17 protein-coding genes are annotated in these 21,221 nt (G+C 38.1%); 1 reads left to right on the forward strand and 16 read right to left on the reverse strand.

The features are described 5' to 3' along the window. Positions 1-346 precede the first annotated feature (346 nt). The 6 genes from AC1FXP_RS15295 to uraD all read right to left on the reverse strand — a co-directional run bounded on the left by AC1FXP_RS15295 (position 347) and on the right by uraD (position 7,162). Positions 347-1,207 carry a fumarylacetoacetate hydrolase family protein gene (locus AC1FXP_RS15295; protein ID WP_480062827.1) on the reverse strand — a complete coding sequence of 287 codons (861 nt, stop codon included), beginning with the start codon at positions 1,205-1,207 and terminating at the stop codon, positions 347-349. Between the two features lie 19 nt (positions 1,208-1,226). Next, positions 1,227-2,414 carry an amidase gene (locus AC1FXP_RS15300; RefSeq protein ID WP_480062829.1) on the reverse strand — a complete coding sequence of 396 codons (1,188 nt, stop codon included), beginning with the start codon at positions 2,412-2,414 and terminating at the stop codon, positions 1,227-1,229. Positions 2,415-2,431: 17 nt separating this feature from the next. Next, positions 2,432-3,676 carry a pyridoxal-phosphate-dependent aminotransferase family protein gene (locus AC1FXP_RS15305; RefSeq protein ID WP_480062831.1) on the reverse strand — a complete coding sequence of 415 codons (1,245 nt, stop codon included), beginning with the start codon at positions 3,674-3,676 and terminating at the stop codon, positions 2,432-2,434. Between the two features lie 27 nt (positions 3,677-3,703). Further along, complete coding sequence (locus AC1FXP_RS15310) at positions 3,704-4,948, reverse strand: allantoate amidohydrolase (RefSeq protein ID WP_480062833.1); 1,245 nt, start codon at positions 4,946-4,948, stop codon at positions 3,704-3,706. 278 nt (positions 4,949-5,226) lie between these two features. Continuing rightward, positions 5,227-6,243 (reverse strand): ABC transporter substrate-binding protein, encoded by a 1,017-nt coding sequence (locus AC1FXP_RS15315; protein ID WP_480062835.1) that lies wholly within the window; start codon positions 6,241-6,243, stop codon positions 5,227-5,229. Positions 6,244-6,298: 55 nt separating this feature from the next. Then, positions 6,299-7,162, reverse strand: coding sequence for a 2-oxo-4-hydroxy-4-carboxy-5-ureidoimidazoline decarboxylase (gene uraD, locus AC1FXP_RS15320; protein WP_480062837.1), 864 nt, complete (start codon positions 7,160-7,162; stop codon positions 6,299-6,301). 498 nt (positions 7,163-7,660) lie between these two features. On the opposite strand from uraD, the gene AC1FXP_RS15325 reads away from it, so the two are divergent. Then, the gene (locus AC1FXP_RS15325; protein ID WP_480062839.1) at positions 7,661-9,334 is read left to right on the forward strand and encodes a PucR family transcriptional regulator; all 1,674 of its coding nucleotides are present in this window, start codon (positions 7,661-7,663) and stop codon (positions 9,332-9,334) included. 58 nt (positions 9,335-9,392) lie between these two features. Here the strand turns inward: AC1FXP_RS15325 and AC1FXP_RS15330 are convergent, their stop codons facing one another. From AC1FXP_RS15330 to AC1FXP_RS15375, 10 genes are all read right to left on the reverse strand, one after another. Next, a complete protein-coding gene (locus AC1FXP_RS15330; protein WP_480062841.1) occupies positions 9,393-10,004 on the reverse strand; it encodes a nucleotidyltransferase family protein in 612 nt (203 codons plus the stop codon). A gap of 30 nt (positions 10,005-10,034) precedes the next feature. Further along, positions 10,035-11,123: an XdhC family protein gene (locus AC1FXP_RS15335; RefSeq protein WP_480062843.1), complete on the reverse strand. Its 1,089-nt coding sequence runs from the start codon at positions 11,121-11,123 to the stop codon at positions 10,035-10,037. 27 nt (positions 11,124-11,150) lie between these two features. Next, the gene (locus AC1FXP_RS15340; RefSeq protein ID WP_480062845.1) at positions 11,151-11,648 is read right to left on the reverse strand and encodes a (2Fe-2S)-binding protein; all 498 of its coding nucleotides are present in this window, start codon (positions 11,646-11,648) and stop codon (positions 11,151-11,153) included. Then, a complete protein-coding gene (pucD, locus tag AC1FXP_RS15345; RefSeq protein ID WP_480062847.1) occupies positions 11,645-13,936 on the reverse strand; it encodes a xanthine dehydrogenase subunit D in 2,292 nt (763 codons plus the stop codon). The genes AC1FXP_RS15340 and pucD overlap by 4 nt, the downstream gene beginning before the upstream one ends. Continuing rightward, a complete protein-coding gene (locus tag AC1FXP_RS15350) occupies positions 13,920-14,828 on the reverse strand; it encodes an FAD binding domain-containing protein (protein ID WP_480062849.1) in 909 nt (302 codons plus the stop codon). Before AC1FXP_RS15350 ends, pucD begins: the two co-directional genes overlap by 17 nt. A gap of 641 nt (positions 14,829-15,469) precedes the next feature. Further along, complete coding sequence (gene mutM / locus AC1FXP_RS15355; RefSeq protein WP_480062851.1) at positions 15,470-16,279, reverse strand: bifunctional DNA-formamidopyrimidine glycosylase/DNA-(apurinic or apyrimidinic site) lyase; 810 nt, start codon at positions 16,277-16,279, stop codon at positions 15,470-15,472. Between the two features lie 23 nt (positions 16,280-16,302). Next, positions 16,303-17,292, reverse strand: a complete 990-nt coding sequence (locus AC1FXP_RS15360) for a sodium-dependent bicarbonate transport family permease (RefSeq protein ID WP_480062852.1) — start codon at positions 17,290-17,292, stop codon at positions 16,303-16,305. A gap of 48 nt (positions 17,293-17,340) precedes the next feature. Beyond that, positions 17,341-18,870 carry a spore germination protein gene (locus AC1FXP_RS15365; RefSeq protein WP_480062853.1) on the reverse strand — a complete coding sequence of 510 codons (1,530 nt, stop codon included), beginning with the start codon at positions 18,868-18,870 and terminating at the stop codon, positions 17,341-17,343. A 9-nt stretch (positions 18,871-18,879) separates the two neighbouring features. Then, positions 18,880-20,091, reverse strand: a complete 1,212-nt coding sequence (locus tag AC1FXP_RS15370) for a Ger(x)C family spore germination protein (RefSeq protein ID WP_480062854.1) — start codon at positions 20,089-20,091, stop codon at positions 18,880-18,882. Further along, the gene (locus AC1FXP_RS15375; protein ID WP_480062855.1) at positions 20,088-21,221 is read right to left on the reverse strand and encodes a GerAB/ArcD/ProY family transporter; all 1,134 of its coding nucleotides are present in this window, start codon (positions 21,219-21,221) and stop codon (positions 20,088-20,090) included. Before AC1FXP_RS15375 ends, AC1FXP_RS15370 begins: the two co-directional genes overlap by 4 nt.

Consider the following 21,221-nt stretch of genomic DNA (forward strand, 5'->3'; position numbering starts at 1 on the left):
CTTATCCGAACAAAACTACCAAAAAAATACAAAAAAGACCTAACCTTCACCAAGAGTGAAAAGTTAGGCCATGAATAAGACTTCTATACTATGTATATATTCTTTCATTTACCATTCAATATTCATTATGTATTTTAAACCAAGCATTTAACCATTGTTCATTTCGGTGACCGCTGACAGCTAGACAGGAATCATCTAAAATACTAGCATACTCTTAAGGATAATTCAATCAGTTACCTTTACTTTTTAACTTTTCACAAACTTACCATACCCCCTGTTACTTTTCAAAACATCCTTCCCCTTTTCTAAAAAGAGAAGGCTGACTCAAACCCTCTCTCCCTTATTATTACACTTGTACAACTTTGTTACTTAATGGCTCAAAACCTGAAATCTTGCATTCAACGACATCCCCTTGACGAATCACTACAGCTCCAGGTGTACCAGTCATAATGACATCTCCTGGTAACAGGGTTGTGACTTGTGACAAAAAGGAAACAATGTAAGCTGGTGAGCAAATCATATTTTCCACTTTATTTTCATGTACGATGCTTCCATTTAGCATTGTTGCAACTTGTAACGACTCTATGTTTTCCATTTCATCCTTCGTTCGCAGCACTGGCCCAAATCCAAAGAATGTATCAAAGCTTTTTGCCCTTTGGATAAATCGTGGGTTTTCTGCGTGGATTTCTGCAGCAGTTACATCTAGTGCTATTGTATAGCCAGCAATAACATCTTGAACCTCTTCTTCAGAAATGTTTTTACAATTCTTTCCGATAATAATAGCTAGTTCTGCCTCTGCAGTTGTCTTTTTTGATTGATGTGGAATTTCAATGGCATCATCATAACCAATTATACTTGTATCAGGCTTCATAAAGAAAACAGGGTCTGACGTTTCTCCCCCACCTAGCTCTGATCTCACTGTTACATAATTCATGCCTATTCCCCAAATTTTATGTGGGCATCGATATAAAGGAGCAAATGTTACTTCCTTTTTGGAGAGGAATCGAGCTTCCTTTATTCGATCTATTCCTCCACTATGATACCAGTCTCTCACTTGATCAAGCTCATTTAACTCAATAAGCTTAAAAATAGAAAGAGACCAACTTTTCTGCTCTTGTTCATTAATGTCCTCTATTAAAACGATTCCCTTATCAGTTACAATGCCAGCAACTTCTTTGCTTCCTCTTTTTACTGTGGCAAGCTTCATGATCATCACCTATCTATCATTATTTATTTGATGATGCAAATAGGCTTGTATTCTCATAAACCCATTGCAACAAGCGTCTATCCTGATTAGGGCCAGCAATAACTGAAAGAGCAATTGGCATTCCAACTTTTCCCTCAATCGGAATCGTCACCTGTGGAAAACCGGTAAGCCCAGCAATACACGATAGCTGCATTGTTTGTGAACGGCGCTTTTCAATCTCTGCACCTGACAAATTACAAAGTGGAGCCTCCCCAGGTGTTGTTGGGATGATTAGTAATTGGTCTTCTCCTAACACGTCTAACAGATTTGTAGAAATAGTTTCTTTTAGCTTTAGATTTTCCGGCTTATCTTCTTCTCTTAATGTACTTGCCCAGTCAAATCTAGCAGCAATATCTGGACCAAAGCTCGGATTCACTTCATTTATCCATTCACCATGGTTTTTCCATATCTCTAATCCTTGAAGTGTTCTAAAGCAGCTTGCCCACTTTTGTAACCCCTCTTCTGCAATCGTTAACCATTCTGATTGCAACCCATTACCCAGTCTATCTATATACGTTTCTAAAACTTCCTTACTTCTTTCATCGGCCAATTCCCAAGCATCAGTCCCAAATAAAAGGCCTGTAAAAGGTTTATCTACTAATCGATTATCTTTAATTAGGGCACTGCCTACCTCGACTAATAATTGTGGGTCAGATGTCATCCAGCCAACTGTGTCAAAGCTTTCGGCAAGAGGAATCACTCCATCAATCGGTACGAGCCCGTGAGTAGGACGGAATCCGTAAACTCCGCAATAGGCTGCTGGGATTCGAACAGAGCCACCTGTATCAGTCCCTATAGCAAAATCGACTACTCCTGATGAAGCAGCAACTGCTGAGCCACTAGATGACCCTCCTGGAATATGCCCCTCCGCTTTTGGATTTACTGGTGTACCATAGTGGTAATTTTCCCCATTCAAACTATACATCAACTCATCTGTAATCGTAGTACCTGTTAACGTAGCACCTGATTGTAACAATAGTTCTATAGATACAGCATTCTTTTCTGCTGGAGTGTGGGTTCGTAGCCAATCCGGATTCCCTGCACTTGAAGTGATTCCTTTAATATCAAATACATCTTTCACAGCAAATGTACGACCTGAAAGGTTCCCTGTTTTCACTGGTTTTACAGTGACATTTTCATCAACAAACGCATTATAGTGACCCTTCATACGTACCCTCCCTTTAATTACACACTCTCGATTCGTTCTTTGTTTTGGTATACATCTAACGCTGCCTGAACCCCTTCTCCCACGTTTAGTGTCACTTTATGACGCAACAGCACTGCTTCTAAAGAGGCAAGTGTAAGTAATATATTTCGCTGCTGGCAACTATATCCCATCGTTCCAATTCTCCAAATTTTCCCATGTAATGGACCGAACGAACTTGCAATCTCAATTCCAAAATCATCTAAGAGCATAGAACGAACTGAATCGCCATCAACACCTTCTGGAATGTTAACACATGTTACAGTTGGTAATTTATAGTCATTGTCACCAAATAGCGTCAGCCCCATTGCTTCTATTCCATTGACCAATGCTCTTTCGTTAAGACGGTGTCGCTTGAAACGTTCCTCTAAGCCTTCTTCAAGAATTAAACGTAACCCTTCATATAACCCGTATAACATCGTTGTTGCTTCCGTATGATGGTTTAGTCTTGCAGGACTCCAGTAATCTTGCAATTGACTTAAATCTAAATAATTACTACGAATCTTTCTATGATTAACGGATACTTGTTTATCAGTTACAAGTCCTTTTTCAATTGACTTTCTTTCTAATAAAATGGATTCAATTCGATCATTATATGTCAATGGAGCCATCCCTGCAGGAACAGATAAGCATTTCTGTGTACCTGTGATCAATCCATCAATCTTCCATTCATCAGTTTTCACTTCTGTTCCAGCCACTGTTGCAACAGCATCTACAATAAGTAAAACATCTAGCTCTCGACAAGCATGACCTATTTCCTTTAGAGGCTGCATTCTTCCTGTCGATGTATCTCCATGGACCATCGCTACCACTTTAGGACGAATCTTTTTGATTTCAGAAATCACTTCCTCTGGGTCAAAGACTCTGCCCCATTCACAATGAATATTATGAATTTCTGCACCACAGCGCTCTGCAATTTCTGTTAACAATCCACCAAATCGTCCAAAAGAAGGGATGAGAACTTTATCTCCTTCTTCCAGAACACTGCAAAGCATTGCTTCAATCCCAGCTCGTGATGTAGCATCCACCGGAAATGCCCAATGATTTTCAGTTTGTAATACTTTTCGTAGTTGAATCATTGTTTCATTCATTAAAGATGTAAAACTTGGATCAAATTGCCCTAAAATAGATGAGGACATCGCTTGCAATACTCTTGGATCGACCTCTACTGGTCCAGGTGTCATAATCGTTCTAGCCGGAACTTGTAATCTATTAGATAGCTGCATATTCTCTTCCTCCATTATGTTCAACTATTATTTTGCTAATTTAATTAATGCCTGTAACAAAACTTGTGTACCAATGACACAATCTTCTTCATCTGTCCATTCTTTTGGATTATGACTAATTCCATCTTTCGAACGAACAAAAATCATTCCCATATCTGTCACTTTCGTCATCATTAGTGAATCATGCCCTGCTCCACATGGAAGTTTCATAGTTGGAATATTCATCTCAGCACATGAGTCTTCAAGCATATCAACAATTGATTGGGAGCAAGTGGCTGGATCGACTGCTTTTTTCATATCAATCTCTGCTATTATGTCTCTTCTCTCGCAAATTTCCTTAATCGCCGTTGTTACTTCATCAACCATTTTCGTACGTAACTCTTTGTCACCGTGCCTTAAATCAATTGAAAATATGGCTCTTCCCGGAATAATATTCACTCCACCTGGCTCGACATGTGTTTTCCCCACCGTACCGACCCCTTGGTAATTGGTTGAAATTCGTTCCACTTCAAGCATCACTTCCGCCATTGCGAGCGAGGCATCTTTTCTCATATTCATTGGTGTAGCACCTGCATGATCTGGGTGACCATTTAGGGTAACCTCTAACCAAACTGGTCCTTGAATATTTGTAACAACTCCAACTGCTAATTCGTGTTCCTCAAGTACTTTTCCTTGCTCAATATGCATTTCTAAATAAGCTTTTATTTCTTCAGGTTTTCGAATCGCTAGTTTATACTGCGTGGAATCAAAGCCAGCTTGCCCAAGCGCCTCTGCATAAGTTATTCCATTTGCATCTTTTAAATTAAGCGTAGCTTCGTCTAAATAACCGGTCATTGCCTTACTACCAATATACCCAGTTCCAAACCGAGTCCCTTCTTCATCTGTAAAAGATACGACTTCAATAGAATGAGTGAGTTCTATCCCTGATTCCTTTATAGAGCGAACAGCTTCGATTCCTCCTAAAACCCCTAAAGCTCCATCAAACAAGCCACCTTGGTAAACAGTATCTACATGAGATCCAGTCATCACTACTGGTGCGTTCTTGTCCGTTCCTTCTAACTTCCCGATAATATTTCCAACGGAGTCCACTCGTACGTCTAAGTCTGACTCCTCCATTAATTGAAGCACATATTTTCTAGCCTCTAAATCTTCTAAGCTGAGAGCCAGTCTTGTCACACCTTCTTCAGTGACATTTGAACCAGCTCCGATCTTACCTAGTTCCTGAATCGTCTTCCATAAACGTTGTTGATTTATTTGATTTGTAATAATCATGTAGAATCAATCCCTCCTTGTAAAATCCCAGCTTCTAATTGATTTCATTGTAGAGAATGGAGGAGGGTTAGTCATTGTTCAATATATCTAAAAATACACTAGTTTATTAGTTGTAATAACCAATCGTTTGATGAGTTTTCTCATATGGCAACAAGATGAATTGGTATATGTACCATTCGGAATGTAAGATATTCTACCCATGTATTTTAAAAGACTTAAATAGAAAAGGGTTCAAGAAGGTAACTCCACCTCCTTGAACCCTCACCAACTTTATCAATTTAGTTAGACGGCAGATATTCAGTTGTATAGATCTCATTTGCTTCAAATTGATTTTCTAATAAACCTAATTCAAATAGCTGATCAATCAGCAATTGCCAACGTTCCTCAGACATGTAACCAAAACCGTGTTCTTCGGCATCGCCTCCATAGACAAAATCCTTTTGCGAATCCGTCTCAAATTCTAAGTCTTCAAGAGCAAGATCAGGATTTGCTTCATGGATGACTTCATTGATTTCATAAGGGGATTCTTTATAAAAATTCCACCCTTCCACAAAAGACGTAACAAAGTTTTGAACGGTATCTTCATTATTCTTAATATAATCCTTCGAAGCAAATAACACGACATTATATGGATCAAAGCCAGATTCGGAGACTAGAATCGTTTCAGTCTTAACCCCTTCCTTATCTAAGAAAAATGGTTCTGAAGTGACAAACGCCTGACTGACAGACTCAAAGTCCTCAATGAAATTAACGTGCTGTCCGGTATAACCCATTTCAGTAACTCCACTTAAATCATACTTATTCGTTAAGAAATCCCAATATGGAATACCTGGTTGAATGTAAGCAGTTCTCCCATTCATATCTTCAAAATCAGTAATCTCTTCACCTTCGTGGAACATTAATGCAGCTGGACTATTTTGCATAGCTGTCGCTAATGTAACAAGTTCAATTCCTTCATTCCTAGCAATCACAATTTGATCTGCATGGGCTAAGCCAAATTGTACATTCCCTGATGCCACAATTTGAATCGAAGAAACTTGGGGACCGCCTGCTTCAATCTCAACATCTAAGTTATGTTCAGCAAATATTCCTGCTTCTTGTGCAGCAAAAACACCACCATGTTGGCTTTTCGGAAACCAGTTTAGTACTAGCTTTACTGATTCAGCTGAGTCAGAATCTTCTCCATCCGTGCTTCCTCCGCCTGACTCTTGCCCGCCACAAGCTGCAAGAACTAAGAGAATGATTGTAGTTACCATTACCAACTTTGCTTTGTACGCTCTCTTCAAAATCTTCATAATTTAACCCCTCTCAATTTATATTTTTTTAAAACCTTTTTCATAGTAGAGGCTGCTAGCTGCCTCTATATGTACTATATCCTCCTGGTGCTATCAGTAATGGAACGTGGTAATGTTCATTTTCTTTTGTAATAACAAACTGAATCGGTACAATTTCTAAAAAATAAGGCTCCTGCTCTAGCTTGTTGGAACGAAAGTAACCACCGACATTAAACTGAATCTGGTAGGTTCCCTTTTTCATCTCATTTGCTTCTAAGAGCGGCTCAGATACTCTACCATCTGAATTTGTTCGAGATTGTCCTATTTTTACAAATTGATTGTCATGATTCCTTTTCCAAAGCTCAATCTCAACATTTTCAGCAGGCTTTCCGGTACTTATATCCAAGACATGTGTTGTAAGCTTGCCAATCTCCCCTTCTACAATTAAATCCCACAGTCTAAATTTAGCGATTTTACTTACTTGTTCAAGAGCTGTTTCAAATTCCTCTTCATAGCTATTATGAATTCGAGCTTTCATATTGCTTTTTATTGCTTCCTTATCTTGGCCTTTTACAGCCATAATAAAGGGAAATCCAAATTTATTAATATACTCTTTGTTTAACATAGAAAACTCTTCAAACTCTTGTTCTGATAATTGACTTAGTCCAGCGTTCTTTTGTTCATCTCTAGAGGATCCAGAAACCTCTAACCTCGTACCTAAATCTGGATGAGCTCTCAAAAGAGACAATTTCAAAACAGTAGTAGCTCCATACATTTCCTCAATCATATGATTGTACATCTGCTCGAGATTAATAAACGGATGGGCATCCCACGACTTTTCAGCAACCCAAGGTGAATGTTCAAAAACAGCACCTACAGTTTTAATAAATTCTGATTGATCCATTTTTTTAACCTTTTCCATTGAGATTTTAATGTTCAACACCTGCTTTCCTATTTCTAGCCTAGTTTTGACGTCACTTAGTTATAGCCACATCATAAGACGTTAAAGTGTCATAGTCATTATTCACCTTAACCTAAAACCTGCAGTAACTTTGTTTAAACAACCCAATCCAAACGACAAAAACGACCAAAAATTTCAAACCGAATGTTCACTACTTACTAAAAGAAGAAGTATAAAAAACTTGTATTTCGCCACTTTTTCAATTTGACTGAAGCTGCACTTTACTGAATTTCCTCTATCCAATCAGCGTGTCAGAAAAAGTGACTGTTAAAATCACTAATCTTAAATCTTATTTAACTTATTTTTTCAGACTTAGTTACTGTTCAACACTATTCAAATGTAACTTACACTTATTTTGTATGAAATAACTAACTAAAAGATAATTTCCGTTAGAAAACCTAACGAACAAGTTTCGAAACTACTGATTTTCTTGTACATTGTTCACAATGAAAGTTTTTTATGCGAGGAGGGACTACAATGAGGTTATTAGACATATTAAACTTACCAACTTTTAAAGAAGCTACGGTTGTAGCAGGAGAGGAAGGTTTAACAAAAACCGTTCAATCCGTCAACCTTATGGATGCTCCGGATATTATTGATTATTTAAATGATGAGCAGCTACTACTGACAACAGCCTATTCGATAAAAAACAACCCTAATGCACTAATAGAATTAGTTACGCAAATGGCTGAACAAGGTTGCGCAGGACTCGGCCTAAAGACAAAACGCTTCATTGATGAAATCCCTAATGAAGTAATTGAACAAGCAAATGCATTGAACTTTCCCATTATCGAAATTCCTCTTAATTACTCTTTAGGTGAGATGTTAAATGAGGCGTTAGGTTGCATACTAAAAGAGCGAACACATGAACTAAATTACGCGCTTAATATCCATCGAGAATTTACAGATATCGTTGTGTCAGGTGGAGGTTTTTCTAATATCATCGAAAGTTTAGCAACAATCTTAAGCTTACCTGTTATTCTACTGAATTACCGACTAGATATTATGGCCTATTCGCACGATATTGATAAGGATGTCTTCTTTGATATTTATTGGCACATTCACGAAAAAATCCATCATGAGAATCTTGATACGTACAAAGTATTAACCCTTCCAAGCGAAGATGGAAATAATGAATTTACAGAGGTTTCAATTTACCCAATTAATACAACCAACCAACAAAAAGGATATATTATTATTTTTGGCACAACGTTATCAAATGAATCTTCTTTTACACTCGCTGTAGAACAAGCAGCCAATGTCATTTCCTTTGAATTTATGAAACTACATGCTCTCGAACAACATTCGCGCAGGTTAAAGAATGAATTTTTTTCCGACTTAGTAGAAGGTGCTATCCCAAATGAAGAGGAAATCATTAATCGAGGAAAAACCTATCAATTAAATAAATCATTACAGTACATTTGTATTACTTGTAAGATGGATGACGCTTCTGACCTCTACCAAGATTCTCACCCTTTACAAACAGAAAAAGAAATTAGTTTACGTAGAGATCGCATTTACGAGTTTTTTGAATCCGTATTAACGAAGAAATTTGAAAACTGTATTGTTTTTACAAAAGGCGATTTATTTACAACATTATTAGGCTTTGAATTCTATAATGACGATATCGAAAAAAATGTATTAGAATCGATTAGTGACTTACAATCTGATTTATATCAAGCGATCGGCTCTTCTATGTCATTTGGAATTAGTAATTACACAGAAAATATTACTGATATATCAACAGCTTTCCAAGAAGCAGTCGATGCACTACGGGCAGGTTACCGCGAAAACAAAAAAAGATTTATAAAAACGTATCGCATTAAAGAGCTAGCAGAAATATTTAAAACAATACCCTCTCAAAAATTAAAGGAGTTTTATCGATCCACTTTACGGGAATTAGCCTATCCGAAAGATAAAGAAAAAGAAGATCTAGTCCAAACCCTTGCCGTCTTCTTAAATCACAATTGCCAAATTTCAGAGACAGCTAAGATTATGTTTATCCATCGAAACACAGTCATTTATCGAATTAAAAAGTGTGAAGAAATACTAGGACTTGAGGTAAAAGGGTCTGACGAAACACTCACTTTAAGAATTGCCTTATTTATTCGCTCTTTTTTTAATAATAAAATTGAGAGACAAGTACTTTAATGTGTTAATTTCTTCATAGTAAAAGATGACACTACCTTCCTAAGCTAAAAAGGTAGTGTCATCTTTCTTTTAACGCTCTTTGATAATCTTCTAGAGTGTCAATATCAAAGAGAATGCCTGTATCCTTCACAACTAATTTTACTTTTTTAACAAATTGCAACACCCCTCTCCCTCCTGTATCACCTGTAAGTGTTGAAAAATCAATTTTCTTAAAGTTCCCCCAAAAAATAGGGTGCCCTGGCTTCTCGTCATAGAAAGGCCGGATGACAAAAGAAACAGATTCCTCTGTTGCTCGCCTCCTCCCCTCTTCTAAAACGTTAGAAACCGTTTCATACTTAATAAAAGGCTGATCACCTAGAAAAAACAATACTGATTGAAACGGCGAATCAACATGGTCGAGTGCTTTAAAAAAAGATGTACTTTGGCCAAGTCGATATTCTGGATTATAGATCCAACATACTCGTGTTGATGCACAGACAATACTCTCTTTAATTTCTTTGGCCTTATGTCCAAGAACAACGATGACCTTTTCAAACGAATGCTCTAAAACAAGTTCAAGGACGTGCTCTAACAAAATTTTATCGTTAATTTTTAATAGCTGTTTCGTAGTTCCCATTCGAGAAGAAGTTCCTGCTGCTAAAATAACAGCACATACTTTATGATCAACCACACTAAATCGCCCCTGATTTTTTTGACCTCTTTAAAACTTGGTTTCCTGCGCTTTCAACTTACGATGTTTATTCAACACCCGCTTTTTATTCCTCACTTTAACTAACTCACTGACTATACTAAGACTAATTTCTTCTGCACCCTCAGCATCAATATCTACTCCAATTGGTGAGTGTATCCATTGGGGCACTTGCATTGGATGTAGGAGTCGCTCCGTCCGTCTTTTAGGGCCTAAAATCCCTACATATTTTGGTTGATATCTGTTAAAGAAAGAGAGGATGGCTTTATCTCTAGCAAAGCTGTGGGTCATAATTAATACATAGCTATTTAATGGTATTGAATGACTTGCTAAAAAGTGTTCAGGGTGGGCTTGAATGCATTGGGCAGCGTCAGGGAAAAATCTAGGCTGACATCTACTTTCCCTAGGGTCTATAACAATTGGTAAAAACCCAAATTCAGCCGCTCTTTTCACAACGGGTTCAACATCAGGTCCTGCACCAAAAATATAAATCATATCCTTTGACTCGTGTAATTCAAATAAAAATTGTGTATTTAACTCAAGGTTCATCTGATAGTCAAAAATACGCTCCTCTTGATAAAAACGAATAGCATCTCTACATAAGAAACGTTCTGTTTCTAAAGGAGTTTGAAGCCCTAATTTCTTTCCTTCTTTAGTAAAAAAAAGCCGACCTCCTATTCTTTCTCCGGTAATCTCACGTACAGAAATGACATCTTCCCCCATTTCAAAAGCTTCAAGAACAGAACCCCAAGAACCTTCTCCATTTGTACCTGTCCCTTTCCAATCAATTGGCTCTAATAACACCTTTATCTTACCGTTACATCCAGCGCCTTGTCCCCAGCCTAAGTCATCCTCTGATTGCAGATCGTACGTGATCGTTTCTGGTTTCTTTTCTGCCATTACACCATTAGCACGAACGCGCAAGTCCTCTTCCAGGCAACCACCACTAATCAACCCATATTGTATGCCATCTTCTAAAAACAGCATTTTAGCCCCTTCATGACGATAGCTAGAACCCTCGACTTGGATAACAGTAGCTAATGCACAAGTTTTATTAGGATGTTGTTTTATAATTGTAAGATACTCATATAGTTCCTTCATTACAAACACCCTTTCATACTTGTTTTATTATTTATCTGTTAATCTTCGTAACACTCTGTAAATACCTCCGTATCCTGTACATCGACAAAGGTTTCCTGATAATCCTTCCTTTAGGTCTTCCATTGTCGCTTCCGGATTCTCCTTTAATAATGCTTTAATAGAAACGATCATTCCTGGGGTACAATAGCCACATTGAAATCCACCCTCTTCTAAAAATGCTTGTTGAACAGGATCAATTCTATCTGCGCTAATACCTTCAATGGTCTCTATTTTCTTTCCTTCACACTGATAAGCCATTGTTAAACATGAATTTTGTTGCTTTCCATCAACAAGCACCATACACGCTCCGCATCTACCAATTTCACACGAAATTTTTGTCCCTGTTAAATCTAAATCTGTCCTGATAATATCTACCAAGCGACGGGAGGGATCAACTTGAATTTCTACTGGCTCTCCATTTAATTCGAAAGATAGCAAATACTCGGTTTCTTTCTCAACACCAACCAGATTCCCCTTTTGACTCATTGTGTTCCCTCCTCTATTCCCTCTTCAAATCTGGTTAGAAAAGGTGTTTTTTGTAGCTGTTCCCGATTAACTGGTAGTTCTGTTACCCAAATACCTGTCGCCTCTTTTATTGCTGCAACAATAGCAGGAGCTAAAGCAACTGAACCAACCTCCCCTACACCTCGAGGGCCAAAAGAATCTCCATCCGGTAACTCCTCAATCGCATGAACATACTGTTTTTCCGGCACGTCAAAAATAGTTGGAACTAAATACGAATCTAAGTTCTTCGTCACGTATTTACCATCATTCATCACAGCGTCCTCCGATAGAGTAAACCCAAGGGCCATGACGCTACCGCCTTCAATTTGTCCTACATACCCCATAGGATTAATTACTGGACCAGCCGCGACAGAGTGATCCATCCTAGTTACTTTAACCGTTCCCGTTAGTAGATTTACTTCAACCTCCGCAATAACAGACGTACTCGTATAAAGATAGTGCCCACCCATGAATGGATCCGGTGTAACAGGAAAGTGAAAATCAGTTGAACATTCGAGTTCATCGGCTCCATTTTTAACTAGTTCACTATAGGTAATGACTAGATCCGCTTCTCCATCAACTTCTGCCCAAATCCCCCCTGGACCTGTTTTCAATGTTTCCACTGGGCGACCTGTTAATTCGTTCACTTTTGTAAACAACACTTCTAGAAAAGGGCCTTTTAGACGGTTCAAAGCTTGCCAAACCATATTGGTTGTTCTCGAAGCAGTTGATGACCCACTTGGAGGAACAAGATCGGTGTCTCCAATCACAATACTAAGATCATCCTTATTGCACTGAAAATGATCTTGTAACAAGATCTCCAATGTTCCTAATAAACCTTGACCAAACTCCTCATGACCGAAAGCAACCTCAATTTTTCCCTCTTTGTTTAACCGAATAAGTCCACCTGCGTGATCAGGAATTCCATACCCTAATCCTGAACCATGCATTGCTAGCGCTGCTCCAATGCCGCGTTTTATCCAAGGCTTTGAGAAATTCGATTGTGTCTTCTTTTCCCAAAGAGGTGAATGTTTAACTGCTTCCCATACTTGTTCTGGTCCATTTGTCGGTACAATCCGCTGTCCCATTGGACCAAGATCATTCAATTTTCTTAAGTTCTTTTTTCGCAATTCCCAAGGGTCCACTTTCATTTTTTCAGCTAACCGATCAAGCTGACCTTCTAGAGCAAAAATAACTTGGTTCCCCCCAAATCCACGAAACTCGCCTGATATTCCGTTATTTGTATAAACAGCCTTACCCTTTACCTCTACATGTGGAATTTGATAAGGACCTACCGCATGTTCAGTGGCAAAATTAAGTACAGGACCTCCTAATGTAGAGTAAGCACCCGTATCAGAGAGAATTTGAACTTGATGGGCGATTAACTTGCCATCTTCATTCACTCCCGTTTTCATTTTGATTTTCATTGGGTGCCGTTTTAACCCAGCTTTTACAGATTCCCATCTTGAATAATGCATCTTCACTGGCTGATGACAATAAAGAGCTAGTAATGCCCCATACGGCTGTACATTCAATTCATCTTTTCCTCCAAATGATCCTCCTATCGGACTTGAAATCACACGAATCTGCTCTTCCTGACAAGCTAATATTCTCGCAAGCTGCATTCTATCTTTGTACCCATGTTGTGTCGGAGCATAAACTGTTAATTTCCCCTCCTGACTTGGAACAAAAATACCACCCTCTGTTTCTAGGTACGTGTGCATTTGCCTTGGTGTTATATAAGTCTCTTCAATAACAAAATTACATTGCCTAAACCCTTGATTTATATCGCCTCGCTGATAGTCTGTTTGATGTAGAATGTTGCCGTCTTTGTGCAATTTTGGAGCTTTAGATTGAAGTGCTAATTCTGGAGTGTCTAATGTAAGGAGTGGTTCATATTCAACTTTAATAAGAGATAAAGCCTTTTCTGCAATTTCTTCTGTTATTGCTGCTACAGCTGCGATGGCGTCTCCCTCAAAACGAACAAGGTCTTCACAAAATACTGGCTGATCTGGCGTACTAATTCCAAACCCATTTAAACCTGGGATATCGCGATATGTCAGGACGGCGATAACCCCTGGGTACTTAAGCGCGATAGATGTATTAATTGAAATTATTCGTGCATGAGGAACATCACTTCTTAACACTCTGCCATAAAGCAAATCCGGAAATGTCATATCTGTTAAATAGCGAAGTTTCCCTGTGACCTTCTCTTCTCCATCTGGTCTTACTTTCCACTTTTCGCCGCTCGACCTACGATTCAGCCACATTCGAAACACCTCCATTTCCATCCCATTGTTCAAACAATTCGCTAATAATAAGATTTGCAACCGTTGTTTTTTTGTAATTACTCGATGCAAAAGGATCTGATGTTGCATTAAATTCTTTCGTAATCATTGGAAAGATCGTTTTAAATAAATGCTTAGAGCCCTCTGTACTCTGAAGCTCATTCTCCGTATCCGAGAGCCTTAATGGTATAAGCCCCCCACCAGCGGCTAATGAAACCTCTTGAAATGACCCTTCCTTGTTGATCTTTCCTTTACCGGCAACTGTGACAAGCGAAGCTGTAAACGTTTCTCGTCTACCTACTTTATGAAAAAAAGAAAAATCCTCGTAAGATCGATCATCAATTTCTACGGCAACCTCAACTAAAATACGTTGATCTCTTTTCATTCCGTTTGCCTGTAACCCAATCAACCACTCTTCCATTAGCTCTGTCTCCATCTCTTTCCCATTAAACCAACGCATCTTTGCATTATGGATTAAAAATACAGGTATGGTATCTCCTGCAGCCGTATAGATATTGCCACCAATGGTTGCTACGTTTCGAATGGACGGAGCCGCAATGTTACGACAAGCTTTCACAAGAGGAGAAAGAAACTTAGTAAGAAGAGGATGTTTGATGCAAGTAGCTAAAGTTACCTGTGAACCAATGAGAATTTCCCTTTTTCCAAAAGAAAGCCTCTCTTTTACCTCTTTCATTTCATGTATTTGCTCTAAACTGATCAAATTTGGAGGCATCTCCTTTAAATCTGCTTCCCACTGTGTCCTAAGCCACGTTCCTCCAGACACAAAACAATACTCACTTGGTTTTAGATTATTTTGAATCTCCCATGCGTCTTTCACATTGTTTGGTCTCCAGATTTCTTTAGTCTCAATCATGACTAGACACCTCTTTCTATAATTAACCTACGAAAATATTTAAATATTCAATCTTTAAAAATCATAATATTACGCACATGATTAGTCACTGTTTACACTAACTAAAAAACACTAATACGATTGTTAACTAAAAACAACGATTACTTCTGCTAAACATGAAAAATTTCCGTAGTTTAGGTTTACGTTTAAGGAAATTTATCGTTGTTACATTTGCTTACTTCTACTAAAAAAACTTCTGTAACCTTTATACATTGGTGAGCAAATTCTTATTTATAGAACAGGTAGCACACAGTTGTGTATTTTTTATTTTGTATGATATAACCAATAGAAACAGCTAATTGGTCAGATTTTATAACGGGAAACTTCTCAGACAACTCAATTATTAATGAATGACCATTTTCCCTATTTACATAGTTGAAATTATTAAAACAGGAACTAGGTAAAAACGAGTAGCGACTAAGGTCAAAAAACAATGATTGCAGATGAAATGTAAAATGTTACAGAGATCTTTTCAGAAATTAACCAAGCCGCTGAACATCTTGCTGTTTCTTCTGACAACCTGAAAAACATCAACTTCATCATTATAGAAGAAAAGAAAAACATGCTAGGTATAAAAGCACCTGAGCATGTTTTTTATTGATTCAACTTTGACACTGGTCACAGTAAAACGTTTTACGAGAAGAGATCTCATCTTGGATAATTGCCTTTCCACAGCGTTTGCAAGGCTTCCCTTCAAGGTCATACACATAACAATGCTGATTATAGCTGCCAGTCAATTGGTCTTCCTTGTATACAGGAACCTCCATATACCCACCTAATTCAATACCTCTCCTTAATACAGCTTGGATACTTTGATAAAGCTTACTTTTATCCTGATCAGTTAAATCATTTGCTTGCCTTTTTGGTAGCAATTGAGCATGATAACAAATTTCGTCTGAATAAAGGTTGCCAATACCTGCTATGAACTTTTGGTTTACTAATGATGTCTTCAAAGCACCTCTTTTCTTATCCATTAGCGCTAGAAATGTTTCTAGCGTAAAAGAAGTGTCTAACGGTTCTGGCCCTAAATCACTTAACGTTTCTTCTATCTGCCCTGCTGTAAGCAAGTGCAAGTAACCGAGACGCAACCCAATAAAGTACAACTTCTTTTCGCCAAAGGAAAGGGTAACTTGTTTCGTTCGATCTAAATCATCGCCCTTTCCTCCAATGTACATTAATCCACCAAGCATAAGATGCAGCAATAAGCTTTTTCCAGAATCAAGTTTGAATATAAGAAACTTAGCACGCCTTTCAATGGCAACAATAGCCTTGTTTTGTACTTCTCTTATAAACTGCTTAACAGGAATATTGACCGTTTTTTCTCTTGTTACTTCAACAGTTGTAACTGTTTGCCCAGCCAACTGTTCACTTAGGAGGCGTTTGTATGTTTCCATTTCTGGTAACTCCGGCATGTAAGATCCCCTTTCTTCTGAATTTAATATAAAAGAGTTGCAACCCAATAAAAATAAGGTATCCCAAAAACTAAATTAAATGGCAATGTTAAACCTAGTGCTGACCCTAAGTAAATACCTGAATTGGCCTCTGGAATTGCTTGTGCAATCGCAGCTGGTGCCGCGATATAGGAGGCGCTTCCTGTTAAGACAGCTAATATGAAAGCTCCTCCCATGGATAGTCCGATAAACTGTCCTGTCACTATTCCAATCGTCCCTCCAATAACAGGCAAAATAAACGCAAACAAAAAAGAAACAATTTTTACATTTTTCATCTGTTGTATACTTTGTGTAGCAATCATCCCCATATGTAATAAGAATATACATAGCACCCCATAAAATAGATCTCCAAATAGTGGTTTGATTAGCAGAAGACCATCTTCATGAGCGACAAAACCAATAAAAATACCACCTAGGAGCAAGAAAATACTTTTTCCAAAGAAGGCTTCTTTCACGACGTGTTTAATGCTTGCATTTGGGTTATTTTTCTCTGTACCTTGCTTTTGAAGGTAGAGCTTGTACATGATGATAGCCAAAATGATAGCCGGACCTTCCATTATAACTAAAATGGCTGACATATAGGCTTCATAGAAAATTCCCATCTTGTCTAAAAAGGCTAATCCAGCAATAAAGGTAACCGCACTAACCGATCCGTAATGAGCTGATACTGCCCATGAATCAAATACCGAATAGGAAAAAAGTTTATGGACAATGAAATAGGTAATATACAACATTAAAATACTTAAAATAACCGCTGCAATAATAGTAGGGACCATCTCCAGTAAGGAGACATACCTTAGCTCAGCACCTCCTTTAATCCCAATTGTAAATAAGATAATCATTGTATACCCCGTATAAAACGCTGTTGGTACTTTTAAATCTGAGTTAACGACAACAGCAATGATTCCCATAAGAAAAAATAAAATCATTGGGGATAACAAATTAGAATAGGCAATATCAAGCATTTGAGCCATAAAAACACCTCCATACATGTTATATAAACGTTTATTTAAAATCTTAAACTAGATATCTTTTCTCTTCTTATCAAGCGTACGTGGTTCTGAAGGACGGTTTTTCATAAGAACAAGCGGTCCGCGGATCATAAGATCTAACCACTCACCAAATTTGTATGGTGCAAATGGAGCCGTATAATAACTCCCAAAGCTTCTCAATCCGACTAAATGAATATTTATTAAAATATAAACGATAACAATCCCGAATAAACCAAAGACAGCTGCTGCAATCATAACGGTAAAACGCAATAACCGAAACGTAATACTTACGTTGTAAGCCGGAATCGCAAAGGAGGCGATCGCAGTAATAGCCACAACAATGACCATAACGGGACTGACAATCCCCGCTCTTACAGCTGCATCTCCAATAACTAGACCTCCTACAATACCAATCGTTTGACCAATTGGACGGGGTAAGCGAATCCCCGCTTCTCTTAACAACTCAAATGTTAGTTCCATTAAGAATGCTTCAATAAACCCAGGAAAAGGAACCCCCTCACGAGTTCCTGCAATCGACAAGGCAAATACAGTTGGAATCATCCCTTGATGATAGGAAACCATCGCGATATACAAGCCCGGCAAAAAAACAGCCATAAAAGCTGCAAAATAACGTAGTAACCGAATAAAACTGCTAATATGCCAACGATCATAATTATCTTCGGTTGCTTTCATTAAATCATTAAACGTGATAGGTGCCATGAGGACAAAAGGTGTTCCATCTACTACTACAATAACTTTTCCATTAGTCAAAGCGTGAATTGTCTTATCTGGTCTTTCTGTCCGTAATACTTGGGGGAAGGGTGACAGTACGTTTTCCTCTATATACTGCTCAATTACCCCTGTCTCCGAAAGAAGATCTAAGTCTATACAGGAAAGCCGATAACGAATTTCCTCAACAAGGTCTTGATTTGTCACTCCCTTTAAATACACAATGGCAAAATCAGTTTTCGATCTTCTGCCAAGTTGACCAAATTGGACAGTTAAATTGGGATCACGTAATCGTCTTCGTATTAACATCACATTCGTATGAAGAACTTCATTAAACCCATCACGCGGTCCACGAACAATGACTTCACTCTCTGGTTCCTCAATCGCTCGTTGATTAAATTGCCTCGTGTCAAACAAAATTAATTTATCGATGCCATCGATCACAAGAAGCGTTTCACCTGACATAAGCCCTAGGATCGCTTCATCAAACGTAGAAGCTTCCTTAACTTCAATAAACGTCACCACTTCGGTTAAGATATACTCTACCATTTTTTTCGGTGTGTACTCTTCTTCCACCTTAGCAAAGTAAATGAGTGGTCTAATAATCCGATCTTCTATTCCAGAATCAAAGGCCAGGCCATCAACAAAAAACAAACTCGCTTTTAAGCGTGAACTAATTTTAAAATCTCGTTGAACTATATCGTCACTTTCACCAACGGTATTATTAATCGTTTCAACCATCGACCCAAGATCCTTCGAGAGTTTAATTGAATATTCATCTTTTGTACGCACCTTCTGTTCATTTAACTTTCGTAAAAGCCTTCTATACATGTACTCACCTCAATTCTGTTCTAACTCTTCATGCGTCATATGGTGGCGTATTTTCACTTTTGCCTCTACTTGAATTTCAGCATCTCGGAATACACCTTCTGCTCCGTCCCAATTATCTTTCACCTTTTCCCAATAAGAAAAATTATTAATTCGAATGTTTTCATGCAGTCCAAAAATATCTGTATAAAATTCGGTCTGCATTTTTTCTATTATTTTCGCTGCCTGCCGCTCTATCTCAGCAGCCACCTCTTCCTCAAGTTTTTGTAATGTATCAACAGAAGATAGCTCAATCCCACTAATCCAGTTTTCAACAAAAAACCCCTCTGATTTAATCGTAATGCGAAAAATATCTTTCCCATTTTCATGTTGATAATCTACTTCTATATCTGCAGAGTCGTTCTCAAATACAAACGGGATTTGTTCTGGTCCATAGAATGCTTCTATTACTTCATTTTCTATATTGCCGCTCACCCAGTCATATCCTTGTACATCAAACGGTCCAAGCCAGCCAATCATTTTATTATCTATTCCACGAAACACAGCGGCACCCTCAACTTTGAATTCATTTTCCGTCTTAATTATTTTTGGAATAATGTAGCTGTTATGACCGATCACATTATTTACTAACTCTCCTATTTCTTTTGGAGCTGGAATAGCGTAGCCTCTATTAGCATTCTCACTTATCATGTCAATCGATAATGCCGGCACCATCTCTAAAGGTAATTTCTCTTCCAAAATTTCATAGCCTTTGCCTTCTGCAATTAACACAAGTTTATCTCTTCTCATTACATGGTCCCGAACAAAAAAATCGATAAGATGCTTAATGATCCCTTCACGGGCTAACTCCTCATTAATAATGATCACTTTCAAATGTTCTAAGTTCATCGCTCTACTTCTTCTCGTTGTGAAATTTCGATTTATCTTGAAGCTTGTCATCCCAACAGAGCGGATATTAAAAAAAGGGCCTTCAGCTTGTCCACCAGCCTCTTCTCCCCCAGTCTCAATTTGTCCAGGTATGACGACATGATAGGTCATTTGAAACATTTCTTTAGGCAAAGGCCTGCCTGTCTCCTTAAGATACGTTTCTTTTATTTCACTATCATCTACAGGGTCCAATGCAACAGCAAGGACGAAGCCTAGCTCTTCAATCTCTTGTAAGTCCCAACAACCAGTTAGAAGACTTAAATAAATAAAAAGGACTATTGCTCTCTTTGCCTTCATTTCGCGATCCCCTTACGTTGCTGTTGATTCCTTTCCCCAAATTTCTTGATACCAACTTTCATGTACCCGATTATTAGCGAAACTACTATAAGCGTTGTACCCGCATAGCTCACTAGATCACCCATCGCGAAAACTCCTTGAATGGAGTTTGGTATAAAAGCAGTGAGATAAGCAAAAAACGTCACAACACCCGGTACCCATGTCCCTTTCTTTACTTGAAAGATATCTTTTTTGATGATTTGAACAGCCAAAAGCTGAATAATCGTCATCGTATTAAAGATAGCCATGATCCATATGACAATCATAATAGGTTCAAAACGTTCAATTAATCCCTCTACAATTTCAACCTCTTTCGCTAACGCAACGGTAGGAAACACTGTAGCCATTGAACCAGTGACAGATAAGGTCATATAAGACACAATTACGATTAGAGTATACAAAATGGTGACAGTAAGGATTCCCATATTTAATGGCCACGCACGCAAATTATTCACTTTCATATAGGCAAGCCAAAAAAACAGTAACTCAATCCCTAAAAAAGAGAACATCGTCGGTTCTAAAGATGATAGTAACGGTATAATTCCTTTTGGCAGGACTGGAAGCAGTTCGTTAAAGGTCATATTCTCCAGGTTAAAAATAATTAAGATAAAGTACACAACAATAATAAAAGGGACAAACATTAAGTTTAAATGGATAATGCCTTGTAATCCCTTTGAAACGGCATATGTGGTTGTTAGCAATATAATAGCTTGTGTGATCTCCGGTGGTGTTCGATCAAGCAAATGCATTCTTACAATAAGTGTAAGCACACGCGCTTCATAAGCTAAGTAAGGAATAAAATAGAGAACAAATAGGACTGCTAACAGTTTTGCAATCCATTTTCCTATTCCTTTTTCACCGATAAATTCCAATAGATTTTGACCAGGAAACTGTTTCTGAAGCTGGACAATGAGATAAACGATCCCCATAATAATCCCGCCGCTAATCAAAACGGAAATCCATCCATCTGCTGTATCAAGAATTTCAGCTAATGTCCGAGGTAGTGTTAGCACCCCTATCGCTAATAACATAGCAATTAATGTGACTGACATTTCTACTGGAGAAATACGATAATGATCTTGATTGATCAT

The organism is Halalkalibacter sp. HAAS-P013 (assembly GCF_056619925.1).

Coding starts and splice junctions, on each gene's coding strand:
- AC1FXP_RS15295 (WP_480062827.1), bottom strand. CDS start 1,207: ATGAAGCTTGCCACAGTAAAAAGAGGAAGCAAAGAAGTTGCTGGCATT.
- AC1FXP_RS15300 (WP_480062829.1), bottom strand. CDS start 2,414: ATGAAGGGTCACTATAATGCGTTTGTTGATGAAAATGTCACTGTAAAA.
- AC1FXP_RS15305 (WP_480062831.1), bottom strand. CDS start 3,676: ATGCAGCTATCTAATAGATTACAAGTTCCGGCTAGAACGATTATGACA.
- AC1FXP_RS15310 (WP_480062833.1), bottom strand. CDS start 4,948: ATGATTATTACAAATCAAATAAATCAACAACGTTTATGGAAGACGATT.
- AC1FXP_RS15315 (WP_480062835.1), bottom strand. CDS start 6,243: ATGAAGATTTTGAAGAGAGCGTACAAAGCAAAGTTGGTAATGGTAACT.
- AC1FXP_RS15325 (WP_480062839.1), top strand. CDS start 7,661: ATGAGGTTATTAGACATATTAAACTTACCAACTTTTAAAGAAGCTACG.
- AC1FXP_RS15335 (WP_480062843.1), bottom strand. CDS start 11,123: ATGAAGGAACTATATGAGTATCTTACAATTATAAAACAACATCCTAAT.
- AC1FXP_RS15340 (WP_480062845.1), bottom strand. CDS start 11,648: ATGAGTCAAAAGGGGAATCTGGTTGGTGTTGAGAAAGAAACCGAGTAT.
- pucD (WP_480062847.1), bottom strand. CDS start 13,936: ATGTGGCTGAATCGTAGGTCGAGCGGCGAAAAGTGGAAAGTAAGACCA.
- AC1FXP_RS15350 (WP_480062849.1), bottom strand. CDS start 14,828: ATGATTGAGACTAAAGAAATCTGGAGACCAAACAATGTGAAAGACGCA.
- mutM (WP_480062851.1), bottom strand. CDS start 16,279: ATGCCGGAGTTACCAGAAATGGAAACATACAAACGCCTCCTAAGTGAA.
- AC1FXP_RS15360 (WP_480062852.1), bottom strand. CDS start 17,292: ATGGCTCAAATGCTTGATATTGCCTATTCTAATTTGTTATCCCCAATG.
- AC1FXP_RS15365 (WP_480062853.1), bottom strand. CDS start 18,870: ATGTATAGAAGGCTTTTACGAAAGTTAAATGAACAGAAGGTGCGTACA.
- AC1FXP_RS15370 (WP_480062854.1), bottom strand. CDS start 20,091: ATGAAGGCAAAGAGAGCAATAGTCCTTTTTATTTATTTAAGTCTTCTA.
- AC1FXP_RS15375 (WP_480062855.1), bottom strand. CDS start 21,221: ATGATCAATCAAGATCATTATCGTATTTCTCCAGTAGAAATGTCAGTC.